Here is a 15731-nt window from a genome sequence, read left to right as displayed (position 1 = left end):
TTCGTGCTTTTTATTTTGATTGGGTTGGACGCCCCATCCATGCAAAAAATCCTCTCGAACCTATTGCCTGAGAGGATTTATCATTTCATAGGTAATCAGATTTACAGGTGTAGCTGTTTTTATTTTGAAAATACTTACTAAACACCAAAAACAACACACCGCAAAGCAACCAGGAAGGAAGCGTATCAAAAGATAAAAAGACATCAAATTGAATCTAACCAAATAGACAATTTACCAGTTATTCCATCACAAATGGCTGTCCTGTACTCTGCAGGGCTGCGAACCAAAACTCACCTTCTAAATCTATTTTCTTTCGCTTTTGGGTCACAGCTGGGATCGGTAGGTAAACAAACTGTCCATTGACGACTCCCACTACGAAACAGGTTTTTCCTGCCATTGCACCATGTAAGGCTTGGTAAGCAAGCCTATTACAGAAAACACTGTCACTGGCATTGGCTGGCGCGCTTCTGATGATATAACTTGGATCAATATATTTTATAACGACCCGCTTGTCTTTTGAATCAAAGTGGTCTTTAATCTTATCTTTCAGCAGTAGTCCGATATCGCTATGCTGTATGTTTCCTGATGCATCTTTGACTTCACTTTGATCCTTATCAAATAGATCTTGGCCTGCGCCTTCGGCAACAACGATGACTGCATGGTGTTTCAGATCTAATCGGGCTTCCAATGCATTCAAAAATCCATCGTCTCCTTGAAGATCGAATTTCATTTCTGGTATCAAAACAAAGTTGACTACAGGAATGGAAATCGCTACTGAAGCTGCAATAAAACCACTGTCACGGCCCATTAATTTGACAATCGAAATCCCGTTATACGCACCTGTTGCTTCGTTGTGGGCATCTTTCACAATCGGGCTTGCGACATCAAAAGCGGTCTCAAAACCAAAGGATTTATCGATGATATCGATGTCGTTATCTATGGTTTTCGGAATTCCCACCACTGAAATCTTTAATCCTCTTTTTTTGATTTCCTCTCCAATGGCGTTGGCGCCTTTTAGCGTGCCATCACCTCCAATGGCAAAAAGGATGTCTATGTTATTGTTCTCCAAAGTGTCAACCATATCAGAAACATTTTGGCCACCTCTTGACGAACCCAAAATAGTGCCCCCAAATTCGTGAATGTCTTTGACCTTATCGGGCACTAAATCTATGAACCCATGTCCATATTCTGGAATTAGACCTTCATAACCATAAGGGATTCCTAATATTCGTTGGACGCCATAAAAATAATGGAGCCCCATCACTAGACTGCGAATGACATTATTAATACCCGGGCAGAGACCGCCACAGGTCACAATGGCTGCGGTTGATTTTGTTGGATCAAAGAAAATATGCGCTCTAGGCCCAGCTTTTTCTAAACTCGCAGGTGCGCCGTTATGTTCATTGAATGCTTTCAAGGACACGCTTAAAAGTATTTTTTCCGCTTCGCTTACAAAGTTGAAAATTTTATCACCTTTAATGGTACTAAGACTGATTGGTGATTGTACGGAAGGTTCTCCTAAAGTAGATACAGTAAAATCCATAGATTTATTATTTTATAAGTACAAATTAAAGCATTGATGAAGGCTTTGCAAGTATGATCTCAATCTTAACTAAAATTAATTAGGTCAATTATAAGTTATGAACCAATTTCTTGTCATACGCTTTTTTAAACCTAAGTTAGTCTATCCTGAATTGGTATTGCAAAACAAACATCCATTTACGTTCATCCAAACGGATTACGGTGTCAGTATCCTGAAAAATAGGACGGTTTTCGGCATTGAGCGTAAATTTTGATGCATGTCCGTTGAGATACCAATTGATTCCAAGGTCATAATAGAACATGGCATTTTCAAATCGGTCAAAATTAGAATACTGTGCGGCCACATAAGGTTGTAACTGCCCCTGATTCTTTTGTTTACCCATGGATTCAAAAAGAAAACCAATCTGTGCAAATGTTGAGGTACCCGTCCCTGAAATAGGGAATGCATTGCCACGACCATTAAAAGAACTTTCCTCTGCAATGACACCGTTTGCTGGGTTGTTTGCACCCAATAATCGAATATAGTTAGGCCCAAAATTAAAGTTAAAATAACTCAAATAGGTCGTCAAAGCTGTTTTTTTGTCTGTGTTTATTGGCAAATCCATAAAGGCATCCATCGCAAACAGTGACATATTATGATAAGATTCTTTGCCTTGTTTCAAAGACCATAAGGCATCGGTTTGATGCGTAAATCCAATGCCTAGATTCAAAACCTTTTTGGTGGCTAAATAGGTGCCTACGTTCGCAGCCGACAGATTGCTTTCCGGTTCCCAGAACTCGTACTTTGCATAGCCAGAAAATTGTGGATGTGGTCTCTTGTCATTAAAACTGGCAATGCCTTCAATGGGCTCGGCATTGAAAGCGCTACTATTTTGAACAGACAAAGGTTTGGCCACTATAAATCTGTAATCGATAGCGCCTATTTTACCCTTGGCATAGATGCTCAAACGTCTAATTAAATCGTCGGTACTATCAAGAGTTGGGCTCGCCACGAAGTTGAGGTCATAGCCCATCAACTTTGATGTGCTTGGAGACGTAAAGCGTGATAAGCCGTTCCAAAAGGATTTTCCGCCTCCAAGGGCGATATATGGCGATAGTTCATACTGCACGTAGGCATCTAGCAAGTCAATGGATGTGCCGCGTGGCGAGAGATAATTGAGATTATTGACACCCAACTGAAAAAAAACAAACACCTTATCTGCTGGTTTTGCGGCTAAACCCAATCGAAAACGCCGAATTGAAATATCACTTGTGACAGCTTCAGGTACATCGTTTACTGTAGTGCCTGGATTGTTTTCAGTAACGCGGCTCCAAAGTTGTACAAACGAACTGAATTGTAACCAATGCTCCTTATTATCATCAAGGTAGAGGCGCAGATTGGAATTACCGAATTCATTTTGCGAAAACCCTTTCATAGCTGGAAAAATGACCAGGATGAAGGATAAGACTAAGAAAGTATGGGTATATCCTTTCATTCCAATCGTATGATATATTGTAAAATGACCGACCATTTTCGATCTTCTAAGGTGATGCCTTCCGAAGTTTCTCCATAGATAGGGCGTGACTGCAGGTTCAACGTGAATTTTGAAAGATGCCCTTTGAGATACCAATTGATACCAAAATCATACGTGGTCATAGGATCGTTTAAAACTTCAAAATCAGAATATTGATAGGATACAAAAGGTTGGAGCCTCCCGTATTTTTGAGTCGCGCCCAGATAAGGAAAAAGGTAGCCTATTTGAGCATATATTGAATTTCCAGTTCCAACCACAGGATAGGCGTTACCAGCACCGTTAAATGAAGCTTGGTCAGGGTTTACGGATACTATTGGATTATTAACACCGGTATTACGAATGTAATTTGGCCCAAAATCATAATTGAAATAGCCTAGATAGGAAGTCAAAACACTCGTTTTCTTTTGGTTTATGGGAAGGTCCAAAAAAACGTCGGCTGCCCAAAGCGACATATCATGAAATTGAGTCTCACCATTTTGAAGGGATGCCAAGGCCATATTTTGAAATTCCGCACCAATTCCTATATTGAGAATCTTTTTCTTACCTAGATAGGTGCCGTCTGAAAAAGGGATTTTGTTGGATTCAGAATCTAAAAACGCCCATTTGAAATATCCCGAATAGATGTTGCCAGTGCTTTTGTCTGTAAATTTTGCGCTGTTCTCAATCAATTCTGAATCGAAATTCGCGCTATTTCTGGGCGAAAAAGGTTTAGAATATACAATGCGATAATCCAGTGCTCCCAGCTTCCCTTTGGCATACACACTCAATTTTCTAATGAGATCATTGGTTTCATCTGAAGTTGGTAAAGCCAACAGCACAATATCATGGGATAATAATTTGGAAGTATTGGGAGCCGAATAGCGGGAAAGCCCTGTCCATGCTGTTTTTCCTGCACCAAATTCTAGTGCTTCGGAAAGCGCGTATTCGGCGTAGGCGTCTAAAAGATCTGTCGGCGTACCGCGAGGCGATAAATAATTGAGGTTATTGATGCCCACTTGGGAGTAGACAAATAATTGCTCTGTCAATTGTGCCTGAATTCCCAATCTAAATCGACGAATGGAAATATCGAAAGTGCTAGATTGTGGTTCTTCAGAGAGACTACTCCCGGGATTATTTTCCGTTCCACGCATCCAGAATTGGGCATAGGTGTGAAATGAAATCCAGTGCGTGCCATTGTCATTCAGGTTCAAACGCAGGGGTTTGTGTCCCCAATCAGTGGATTCCAATTCTTGGCCGTTTAAAATTGAAATCGGCACTAACAGCATCCAAAGGAAAATGAATTTATTAGATATTTTTTGAAACAGCATCTGACGACAAGAATTTTTTTATTGGTCTCAAATTAAGTTAACATTTAATAGAGTCGTGCTTCTCGTTTTAGCTACTAAAAATTGCGACACGAATTTCCACAGCTTCACTTGTTTCCTGAAGCTAACGGGCGAAAATCATTTACTGAAAATTTCACCAACGGCACAGACTTTAGTCAGTTTTAAAACCCTATGGCTATTTAGGCCATAGATGTTTATTTAAGAATCAGTCATCGTTGCTTCTCCCAAATCAAAGCCGCGGCGCCGCAAATAGCAGTGGTTTTATCAGGTAAGCCTGACATCAAGATTTGTACTTTCCCTTTGTAGACATCCAACAGGCAATCCTCAAAATAGCGCTCCAAAGGTTCCAAGATCCATTTTCCGCTATTTACGAGTCCACCAGTCAAAAAGAAGGCTTGAGGCTGAGTGAATGCTGTAAAGTTGGCCAAAGCCAATCCTAAAATCTTGGCGGTATAATCAAAGGCCTTTAGGGCTATTGGGTCACCTTCTTCCGCAGCTTTAGTGATATCCTCCCCGTGGAGGTCATTGTATGCAATACCACGAAACCTGCTTTCGTCCAAATATTTACTCATCATGTATAAGATCGTTCGCTTTAACCCTGTTGCAGAAACGTAGGCCTCAAGACCGCCTTTGACATTCAACCCGGTCATTCTCCCATCTCCAAGAGTCATATCAATATGGCCTAACTCACCCGCAAAACCATCAAATCCTTCAATGAGTTGTCCGTTGGCAACAATGCCAGACCCCAGGCCTGTGCCCAGTGTGATGGAAATAAAATCGGTCATTCCTTGAGCATTCCCAAACAACATTTCACCTAGTGCGGCTGCACTGGCGTCGTTCATAATGCGCATTGGCAAATCGATTCGTTGTTTGAGTTTCTCTAAAATAGGAACGGATCCTTTCCATTTTAAGTTGGCGGCATTTTCAATGGTGCCAGTTCTACTCGATGCATTTGGTGCACCTACGCCGCATCCAACGAGATGCAATGGCTTCTTTTGTTTTATGATAAGTTCGTCAATACTGCCCTTTATTTTATCGAGAAAAGCATCTAAATCATCATAGTCCCTTGTTCTAAAAAACAGATAATCTAAACAGTTGCCTGATGCATCTACCAATCCTATCTTGGTTTTGGTGCCTCCTATATCAATTCCTACAGCTAGATTCATTTTTGAAAGTTGTTACATATTTTTTCGAACTCCAATATTAGATTTTTGTTTTCTTTTAAAATATGACCACTGTCATATTTTGATACGATTGCTGTGTCTATTTTTGTAATGAGTCAATTTAAAATAAGAATACCATGAAAAAAATCTCTACCATTTTAATTCCATTCGATTTCTCGAAAATCTCAGAAGACGCACTAGAATATGCCGTAAAATATGTAGGCAACGACGAAAACTTAAAAATAATGCTAGGCCACATATCTAATGATCGGCATATGGATGAACTCAAAGCCAGATTCGAAACTGTAGAAAAAAGGCATCACGATGTGCTAAAGAATAAGATAGAATGGGTTTCTATGCGAGGAGAACTAACAGAAGCGCTCATTCAAATTCAAAAGAGTGAACAGATTGATCTCATCATAATGGGCACTTCTGGCGGTACCAGTTTAGAACCTACAAATACTTCAAAATTAGTGCTAGAAGCAGATTGCCCAGTTTTAGTTGTCCCATCAAATTTGGGGGAGTTTAGATTGAAAAAAATAGCATTGGTATTAGGCAAGGAGGAAATTGATGACACTGAAGTTTTAAGGACTTTACTGAATGTCTCACAGAAGTTCAATGCAAAAGTACATGTGATCACCATTGAGAACAGACCAGAAACCTTTGGTTATTCAGAGACTGATGAAAACAACGAGAATAAGATCCAATATTTTCTCGAAAATTTCTATTCGGAACATGTGTTCATTGAAAATCCAGATGTTGTGGACGGTATTTTGAGCTACGCAACGCAACGCGATATTGATGTCATCACGATTCTCCCAAGAAATCACACCAAGAAGGGTCAACCTTCGGAAGGACAACTTACTGAACTGTTAACACTTCATTCCCCAATACCAATATTGGCAATCGATTAAATCGCTACATATTCAAATCATGGTTGTTCTCTTAGTTATATTGTTCATTACTATTGCCCTTTTTATTTGGGGTAAATTTCCGCCAGATGTGGTTGCCTTGATGTCAATGATCGCTTTATTTTTGAGCGGAATTTTAGACTTATCAGAAACCTTAAGTGGCTTCAGCAATCCTACAGTATTAATGATCGCGGCGCTGTTTATTATTGGTGAAGGGCTTTCTCGAACCGGGTGGACAGCACTTGCAGGCCAAAAATTTGTCGCTTGGGCCGGGAAGAGTGTCCCAAAACTTTTGGTCTTAATAACTTTAGGCTCTGGAGTGCTTTCTGGGTTTGTTAGTAATACAGGAACCGTAGCTGCATTATTGCCAGTGACGGTATCGGCAGCATGGAAAGCTGGCACTGTACCTTCTAAACTTTTAATGCCAGTCGCTTTTGGTTCAAATACAGGAGGATTATTAACATTGACAGGAACGCCACCCAACATTATTGTTAGCAACACACTTACCGAGAAAGGGATGGAGAGTTTCTCCTTTTTTGAATTCGGACTTATAGGGTTACCTTTATTGATAATCGCAATTCTGTATTTCAAATATATAGGGTACCGATTGTTACCCAATCACAAAACTCAAAACCAACCAGTAAATATAGACAGTGAAGTGCATAAATGGATATCGAATTACAGCATAGGTAATAACATGTACCGTTTACGCATTCGATCCATGTCTCAATTGATTGGCACCAAGATTGGAGATTGGGAGTTTGAACAGAAACATAACGTGTCTGTCATGCGCTTACGCCGAAGGCATCCTAGTATTCTCAAAGCTACACCACAATTTGTTGAACTACCACAGCCAGACACCGAAATGCGCTACCATGATATCATTACGGTTAAAGGAAGTGCAACTGATGTTGATAAGATGATCCTTGAATTTCAACTTGGCCTTATCCCTAGAGACTTTAAGCCATCGGAAATCAAAAAGGAATTCATCAACCAAGAAATAGGAATGGCAGAAATGATTGTGACCCCAACCTCTTTTTTCGTAGGAAGAACCCTCCCATTAGGAAAATATCTGCAAAAATCGGGGATTCAGCTTTTGGGTGCTTCGAGAGATGGTAAGCCATTAGCCGATAAGAATATTACAATAAAAGCAGGTGATGCCTTTGTAATACGAGGCTCCTGGAAAAATATTGAAGCCTTACATGAGGTCTATGAAAATCTTGTTATTTCTGGAAGTCCGGAGGCTATGGCCAAAGATGTTGACGATATAACCATAAAATCGTATATCGCTTTAGGCACCTTGTTGTTGATGATTGTGTTATTGGTGTTCGAAATATTACCTGGGGCAATAGCAGCCTTAATATGCGCAGGGATTATGATGTTATCTGGCTGCGTGCCCATCAAGAAAGCATATACAGGCATAAGTTGGACAAGCGTTGTTATGATTGCTGCGATGATCCCAATGGGAATAGCTTTGCAAAAAACAGGCACTGCCGAACTCGTCTCAAACGGACTTGTAAGTACTTTGGGTAGTATTCACCCCATTATGCTGTTGGGAGGTATTTTTCTAACGACTACCATTTTTAGCCAGACCATTAATAATTCTGCAACCGCGGTATTAATGGCGCCTATAGCATTTATGGCTGCCGTTTCGTTGGGCGTATCACCAGAACCGTTTATGATTGTAGTCGCTATAAGCGCATCTACTGCCTTTTTAACCCCAGTGGGCACAACAACCAACGCCATGGTGATGGGTTCTGGCGGGTATAAATTTATAGATTATGTAAAAGTTGGAGCGCCGCTTTTATTGTTGTTTTTCGTGATCACGATGCTCGTGGTACCTGTATTTTGGCCATTTTGAATATTAAATATAAACACTAAAAAATAGAACTTATGAAAATTGTATCGAAGAAACCAAAAAATTCAGATCTCAAAAAATATGGCTTGGAAAATGTCACCGCACATTGGAACCTTGATGGAGAGACATTGCAAAAAATCACTGTAGAAAAAGGACAGGGTACTGAAACAGATAATGGAACCCTTTGTGTCAACACAGGGAAGTTTACAGGAAGATCACCGAAAGACCGTTTTTTAGTGAAAGACGATTATACCAAGGATAAGGTTTGGTGGGGACGAATCAACAAACCGTTAGAACCAGCTAATTTCGAGCGCCTTTACAATGAGGTTACCAGCTATTTATCTGGTAAAGAAATCTATGTTAGGGATGCATACGTCTGTGCCGATCCAAAATACCGAATGAATGTAAGAACAATCACAGAGTATCCTTGGTCAAACTATTTTGTCAAAAATATGTTTATAAGTCTGAAGGCTGACGAAATCGAAAACTTCGATGAAGAATGGTTGGTGCTTTGTGCTCCAGGTTACGAGGCAAAAGATCCTGAATCTTTCGGTTTGAGAGCTGGTAATTTCTCCATTCTCGACTTTACGCGTAAGGTTGCCTTGGTTGCTGGTTCTGCCTACACCGGGGAAATGAAGAAAGGCATTTTTTCAGCTTTAAACCTCATCCTTCCAACGGAAAAAAATGTTTTGCCAATGCACTGCTCGGCAAATGTTGGGGAAGAAGGCGATACAGCTATTTTCTTTGGACTTTCTGGGACTGGCAAAACAACCTTATCCGCCGATCCTGAACGGAAACTAATTGGCGATGACGAACACGGTTGGGCCGATGACAATACGATTTTTAATTTTGAAGGTGGCTGCTATGCCAAGGTTATTGATTTAACTGAAGAAAACGAACCAGACATTTTTAGGGCCATAAAGCCCGGGGCACTTTTAGAAAATATCGTTTTCAAAGAGGGCACTAAAGAGGTTGACTATTCAGATAGTTCTATAACACAAAATACACGCGTGAGCTATCCTATAGATCACATTGACACTATTGTGGAGCCTTCTTTTGCGAAAAACCCGAAAAATATTTTCTTTTTAACCTGTGATGCTTTTGGTGTTTTACCTCCCGTATCTAAATTGACACCGGGACAGGCTGCATATCACTTTATATCAGGTTACACCGCTAAAGTTGCCGGCACAGAGGCAGGTATCAATGAGCCAGTTCCTTCATTCTCTGCATGTTTCGGAGAACCCTTTATGCCACTTCACCCAACTGCTTATGCAGAAATGCTTAGTAAAAAAATGACTGATGCAGGTGTTAATGTATGGCTAATCAATACTGGCTGGAGTGGAGGTCCTTATGGTGTAGGTTCTAGAATCAAACTGAAATACACAAGAGCCATGATTTCTTCTATTTTGGAAGGTGAGCTGGAAAAAGTAGATTATGAACAACATCCTATTTTTGGCTTGTATATGCCAAAATACTGCAAAGATGTACCCACTGAAATGTTGGACCCTATGAATACTTGGTTGCAGAAAGGTGCCTACATCAGTAAAGCGATACAACTGGCGCATTCATTTCACTTGAATTTTGATAAGTTCGTCAATCAAGCTTCCCAAGATATAATGAATGGTGGCCCATTAATTGACGCTCACCAAGTGATGGATCATCACATGTAGGTTAAATGCTCTACCATTAGATCATAGCATTGTTGGTTTCAATATTATAATGAAACCAGCACTATAAATTCTGAAAACAGGCAATCCAACGGTAGCCCTTCTGGAAATAACTTTAGGTTATTGGTTTACTCCAGAAGGGCTATCTGCGTTGGGTTACCACATTGATTCTGCGAAACAGGGGCTCCATATCTCAAATTTCGAAGCAGCAGAACATGGCAAAGCGGCCGCCCAACTTCAAGACATAAAGCGTCTAGCGCTTTATCATGAATTTTTCCGAATAGGCTCAAAACGGCATTGGCAAATAGCCAGTGCTCAATAAAACGAAATGATGACGCCTAGAGCTAGCATGATTCGAGCGAACTATTGAAAATCGGTTTAAAACCAGTAAAAGACAATTTTAGTCCTATTATCTAGTCATATTATGTTAAATAGCGTTAATGCACAGCGAAATTATTTATAAAAAGTGTAGTTTAATGATCACTGTTTTGAATGGAACTGCTAATAAAAAGTCCATGCGTTTCAAAACAGATTGGTACAGATAGCGGAAAATACAGTTCATGCCCCTTGCCCTAAATTGGAAATCAATATCAAAATGCGGGTATTGAAGCCATGAGCCTTCAAAATAAAGGAAAGGCTGCAACCCTAAATTTGACTACCAGTTCCAAAGGCAGAACTAAGAAAATGCCTGGCGGGCATAATCAGACACCGCAGCAAGAATGAAACCAAGCTTTACAGCTTCAGAAGAAAAATGGATGATTTTATCAATAGGTTTCCACAGCTTAAAAACTGTAAACCTGCAATGAATGAAATACAAACTTCTAAAGTAGAAACCATTCAAATACATCAATTATTAATTTAAAACAAACATTATGAAAACACCAAATTATGACAAAACCGTAGGAAAACATCCCGTGCCTCATGCAAAAGGCATCGCTAAAGATGAAACTTCTGACATAGACAAGAAGAAAAAAGCTGCTGCCAAAAAAAAAGCAGGTAAAGACGAAGAGGAATAACTCAAATTTGAGATCAATACCTAAGTACCGCGTTGAGCATTCCAAAACCACAATGACGTGCCTGCTTATGTATAGTGAAACCTGAAAATCTGCCAAACCCTGTTGTTTGAGCAGATTTTTTTTTGAGACACCACAGCCAGTTCTCAGATGCCCTAAAGACATAAAGCACCTCTATAATGAAACCCCAAAGCATTAGCAAAACGAGTCGCCCTTAAAATGCTTGAAGTTTTTGGCCTGAATTTTTTGGTTTAAAAGCGAAGCAAGAACCCAACACTAGCATCTGAAACGCGCAAATAGGCCCACTTAGATGAAGCATCGAACTCTTCGAATTTCAAAATAAACTCAACCCTTATCCAGCGCAGCCATACGCTAGACCTTAAATGACCAGCTTATTCTTTCTTGATTTTTTGCAATAAACTCTCTTGGAACAATTTGTAAATACGGGTATATTCGTCCGTCCAGCTGCTAGGCTCTGCAAAACCGTGCTTTTCCATAGGATATAAGACCATGTCCCAATTGTGCTTCTCCAATTCTATCAAACGTTGAGACAATCGCAGCATATCCTGAGCATGCACATTGTCATCTACCAATCCGTGAAGGATCAATAGGTCCCCTTTGAGTCCGTCGGCAAAATAGATGGGAGAACTGCGACGGTAGGCCAGACTATCTGTGACTGGCGTATTTAAAATACGTGCGGTATAGCCATGGTTATAGGCTGCCCAATCACCAACAGAACGGATGGCAGCACCGGCATGAAAGGTGTCTGCTGCGTTGAACATGCCCATTAAGGTGATAAAACCGCCGTATGAACCCCCGTAAATCCCGATCTTATCTTTGTCAATGCCGTGGGTGTTGACCAAATAGTTTGCCCCATCCACTTGGTCGGATAGGTCTTTCCCGCCCATATGCCGGTAAATGCCGGTGCGCCAGTCGCGCCCGTACCCAGCACTGCCACGATAATCGATATCAAAGACGGTATAGCCGTTATCAACCAAAAGATTATGGAACATGTATTCCCTAAAATAGGAACTCCACCATTTGTGTGCATTTTGTAAATAGCCCGCCCCGTGAACGAAGATCACGGCAGCATTATTTTTAACATCGGGCTTCGGTTGGTATAGGCGTGCATAAACTTTAGCGCCATCTTCGGCCTTGAAAGTGATGATCTCAGGATCTCTCCACTTGTATTTTTTAAACGCTTCAGTGGTGGATTCTGTAAGCTGTTTTGCAGGTGCCGCCTTTTTTGAAAACATCGGATTTTCCTTCAGATACAGCTCGGTAGGTTTGTTGGAATAGGAATATAAAATGGCCATCTTAGTTTCATCTGGACTAAGCGACACCTCATTTTTTCCAGTCATGGTGGTCAATTGATTGAAGGCGCCACCGTTGATTGGCATACTGTAAAACTGCCGGTCACCGGGATGTATCTTGTTTGCTGTAAAATACCAGTGCTTTTTGTCATTGGATATCTTAGGCTCATAGATTTCAAAATCCCCAGTGGTCAAGGCTTCCTTTGTTTTGGTTTTTAGATCCATGGCATAGAGCTGCGAATATCCGGTTTCTTCAGACTGAAACCAAATGCGTTGATCGTTTGGCATCCACCCTATTGACCGCCCCCAACTGTTGATTCCAGGACCCGCTATCCAAGCCTCGTCGTGCTGGTGATCGAGATTCGTCACAGTGCCGTTCTTTATATTGAGCAGTACGATCCATCGGTCCTTATAATCGTTCGAGGCAATGTCTAAAAGCGCGCTTTTACCGTCGGCACTCCATACCGGTTCCGAAATGTAGCCAATACGGTCATCGTTCTTATAAGGTTTATCGGGGTAGTCTTTGGTATATTCGGGCACATAATCAAGCCCCTCAAGGTTCTCCAGCGATACCGTGTCCACTTTTCTATTGACAATGTCGTAGATGAACATTTTATAGGCGTCTGGCGTATCGCCTACTTTGCTTCGGGTCTGCTGGTCTTCGGTATAGCCAGATTCAGTGATGTAATGAGGTGCGATTGTGCTTTTATTCGTTGCCCTTTTAACCGTGAGATAGGTCACATAGTTCCCATCGGGACTCATCTGCTGGTTGGCAACCGATAAATCGCCTATAAAGATGGCAAACGCTTGTTTTGAATCGTTTCGCTTTTCAAGTCTGTCGCGTGCATCGGTTTTTTCTTTCCGTTCACGCAACACATCAAAAAGCGCCAGTTGGTCGTTGTAGAGCCATACATCTTTGCTGTCTTTCTTTTCATCGTTCTCCTTTGTATCCGTAAAATCGGTTATTTGGGTGGTGGTACCAGAAGCGATGTCCCAGGTAAATATATTGTTCCCCTTTTCAAAAGCGATCTTGGTTTCATTAGCCGTGAACTGCGGATTCCCTTCGTAACTGTTGGTGCGGGTAATGGGACGTGTTGCCTTCGAAGCGACATCTACAAGAAAAATATCTCCATGTTTGGCGTACAGCCTCTTCGTTCGGTTTGCATTGAAGTGGCCATAAGACGACGGCAATCCATATTCGGTATCGAAATCGACCTTGTTAATCTTTTCGTCCTTCAGCTTGTAGCCATACAACGAATCACTGTAAACGCCATCTGGATTCCAATCAAAATAAATGGTTTGGCCGTCTGCCGCCCATTGCACATTTGAGGGTAGATTGCCAATAAATTGATCACCCTGCATGATCTCTTTGATGGTCAAGGGAGATTGGTTGAACTTTTGGGCGGTCATGGTCATGATACCACAAAAAAGTAGGATTCCGAATAGGAGCACTTTTTTCATCTGTTGTCTTTTTGTGTGTAAGTTTCCATGCTTCTAATGCCATAATAGCATCTAAAACACAGCAAAAAACTCGTATTGAACGCAAGGTACAGTAAGTTTTTAAAATAGGCCCTTGTCATTGTTTCATGAGAACTCACTTAAGACAACATCGATGCCCTTAGTTTCCTGAACAAATGATCTGTTTTAGGTTCTATTTGATTTGTAGTGGACAAACCCGTATTGAGTTCTCAAGCCTTTAATCGGGCGCTCAGGATTGAAACCAGCTCATCCTTTTTTGCGATTACTGCGTATTTTCAAGTCGGTTTTAAACGAATACAACGTATTAAGTGCCAAGTTGAATACCGCCTGTTATAAATTCAGTATTTTTAAGCTTTCAAATTCCAAAACCACACGCTATGCAGCTTTTAAAGAAATTCACTTTTTTACTCGTTTTATCATCCTTCGCCATCCAAGCCCAAGAGATCAGAATCCCAGCAGATACCACGATCACGACTCAGCATTCCGCTAAAATCAATGGCAACATCCTAGAATATACCGCAACCACAGGCATGCAGCCGGTATGGAATAGTGACCATAAAGCCATGGCGACCTTGCATTATACCTTTTATAAGAAAAACGTTAAAAATACTTCCGAAGAACCCCAAAGACCCTTGCTCATTTCCTTCAACGGCGGCCCTGGCTCTGCCTCGGCTTGGATGCATATCGCTTACACCGGCCCTAAAATCTTAAAGATTAGCCCAGAAGGCTATCCCGTGCAACCTTACGGTTTGAAGGATAATCCGCATTCCATTTTGGATGTGGCCGATATATTATACGTCAATCCTGTAAACACCGGCTATTCCAGAACCTTAGATATTGATGGTAAAGCTCCAGACCGCGACTTGTTTTTTGGGGTCAATGCCGATATCAAATACCTCGCGTCATGGCTGGAGAATTTTGTAAGCCGAAACAATCTTTGGCTGTCGCCTAAATACCTCATTGGCGAAAGCTACGGTGGCACTCGGGTTTCTGGACTCGCGCTGGCATTGCAAGAACAACAATGGATGTACCTCAACGGCGTTATCTTAGTATCTCCGGCCGATTATTTGAGTTTTGACTCCGATACCGCGCTATCTTCCTCTTTGTTCCTGCCCTATTTTACCGCAGCCGCATGGTATCACAAAGCCTTGTCGCCAGCGCTTCAGCAGCAAACATTGGAAGCCATTCTCCCTGAGGTGGAAACTTATGCTTTAGATGTCTTGCTTCCGGCTTTGGCAAAAGGATCGCTACTCTCCACTTCGGAAAAAGAAAAAATCGCCCAGCAAATGGCGACCTATACCGGAATTTCTGAAAAAATAATCCTCCAACATAATCTCGACCTACCTTCCCGTTCGTTTTGGAAAGAACTGTTAAGGGACAAGAGCGGAAACACCATTGGCAGGTTGGATTCGCGATATTTAGGCATCGACAGAAAGTTAGCCGGCGACGGGCCAGATTACAGTCCGGAGCTGACCTCCTGGTTGCATTCCTTTACCCCGGCCATCAATTACTACATGCGCGAGGAGCTCAATTTTAAAACGGACTTAAGCTATAATATGTTCGGTTCGGTTAGGCCTTGGGACAACCGCGGCAATAACACCAGAGAAGATTTGAGACAAGCCATGGCAACAAATCCCTATTTAAACATCTTATTCCAAACCGGCTATTATGATGGTGCCACCACCTATTTTCACTCCAAATATTCAATGAGCCAAATTGACCCTAGCGGACAACTCAAGGACCGGATGCATTTTAAAATCTACCATAGCGGCCACATGATGTACCTGCGACAAGAAGACTTAAAGACCTCCAACGATGATCTTAGAGCATTTTTGAAACAAACGAACCAGAAGGGTAAGACTGCTAAGTATTAGAGGGTGTGAGATTATGGGTGGATGGTTCGATTTGTTTATTCCATGACCAAAAACGCTGAAAGCTGATGTTAA

The 15731-nt window shown here is 41.4% G+C and carries 10 protein-coding genes; 5 read left to right on the top strand and 5 right to left on the bottom strand.

Features of this window, described 5'->3' with window-relative positions; all coding sequences use genetic code 11:
* Positions 1-238: 238 nt before the first annotated feature.
* The 4 genes from ESY88_RS09965 to ESY88_RS09950 form a co-directional block, all read right to left on the bottom strand.
* A complete protein-coding gene (locus ESY88_RS09965) occupies positions 239-1543 on the bottom strand; it encodes an ATP-dependent 6-phosphofructokinase (protein ID WP_147087123.1) in 1305 nt (434 codons plus the stop codon).
* Positions 1544-1679: 136 nt separating this feature from the next.
* Positions 1680-3017, bottom strand: coding sequence for a hypothetical protein (locus tag ESY88_RS09960; RefSeq protein ID WP_147087122.1), 1338 nt, complete (start codon positions 3015-3017; stop codon positions 1680-1682).
* Positions 3014-4282: a hypothetical protein gene (locus tag ESY88_RS09955; protein WP_147087121.1), complete on the bottom strand. Its 1269-nt coding sequence runs from the start codon at positions 4280-4282 to the stop codon at positions 3014-3016. Before ESY88_RS09955 ends, ESY88_RS09960 begins: the two co-directional genes overlap by 4 nt.
* Positions 4283-4590: 308 nt before the next feature.
* A complete protein-coding gene (locus tag ESY88_RS09950; RefSeq protein WP_147087120.1) occupies positions 4591-5547 on the bottom strand; it encodes an ROK family protein in 957 nt (318 codons plus the stop codon).
* Positions 5548-5681: 134 nt separating this feature from the next.
* Between ESY88_RS09950 and ESY88_RS09945 the strand changes: the two genes are divergently transcribed.
* The 4 genes from ESY88_RS09945 to ESY88_RS21005 all read left to right on the top strand — a co-directional run bounded on the left by ESY88_RS09945 (position 5682) and on the right by ESY88_RS21005 (position 10996).
* Positions 5682-6458 carry a universal stress protein gene (locus ESY88_RS09945; protein WP_147087119.1) on the top strand — a complete coding sequence of 259 codons (777 nt, stop codon included), beginning with the start codon at positions 5682-5684 and terminating at the stop codon, positions 6456-6458.
* Positions 6459-6477: 19 nt separating this feature from the next.
* Entirely contained in the window at positions 6478-8316 is a 1839-nt protein-coding gene (locus ESY88_RS09940; protein ID WP_147087118.1) for an SLC13 family permease, read from the top strand.
* A gap of 32 nt (positions 8317-8348) precedes the next feature.
* Positions 8349-9983, top strand: coding sequence for a phosphoenolpyruvate carboxykinase (ATP) (gene pckA, locus ESY88_RS09935; RefSeq protein ID WP_147087117.1), 1635 nt, complete (start codon positions 8349-8351; stop codon positions 9981-9983).
* A gap of 869 nt (positions 9984-10852) precedes the next feature.
* Complete coding sequence (locus ESY88_RS21005; RefSeq protein WP_189702575.1) at positions 10853-10996, top strand: hypothetical protein; 144 nt, start codon at positions 10853-10855, stop codon at positions 10994-10996.
* A gap of 389 nt (positions 10997-11385) precedes the next feature.
* Here ESY88_RS21005 and ESY88_RS09930 read toward each other — a convergent pair whose 3' ends face one another.
* Positions 11386-13767, bottom strand: coding sequence for a S9 family peptidase (locus ESY88_RS09930; RefSeq protein WP_147087116.1), 2382 nt, complete (start codon positions 13765-13767; stop codon positions 11386-11388).
* A 395-nt stretch (positions 13768-14162) separates the two neighbouring features.
* Here ESY88_RS09930 and ESY88_RS09925 point away from each other — a divergent pair, with 395 nt between their 5' ends.
* Positions 14163-15659, top strand: a complete 1497-nt coding sequence (locus ESY88_RS09925) for a S10 family peptidase (RefSeq protein WP_147087115.1) — start codon at positions 14163-14165, stop codon at positions 15657-15659.
* Positions 15660-15731: the final 72 nt, after the last annotated feature.

The sequence above is a fragment of the Subsaximicrobium wynnwilliamsii genome (genome assembly GCF_007997225.1).
GTDB classification, from domain to species: Bacteria; Bacteroidota; Bacteroidia; order Flavobacteriales; family Flavobacteriaceae; genus Psychroserpens; species Psychroserpens wynnwilliamsii.
This window is presented reverse-complemented; position numbering and strand designations above follow the sequence as displayed.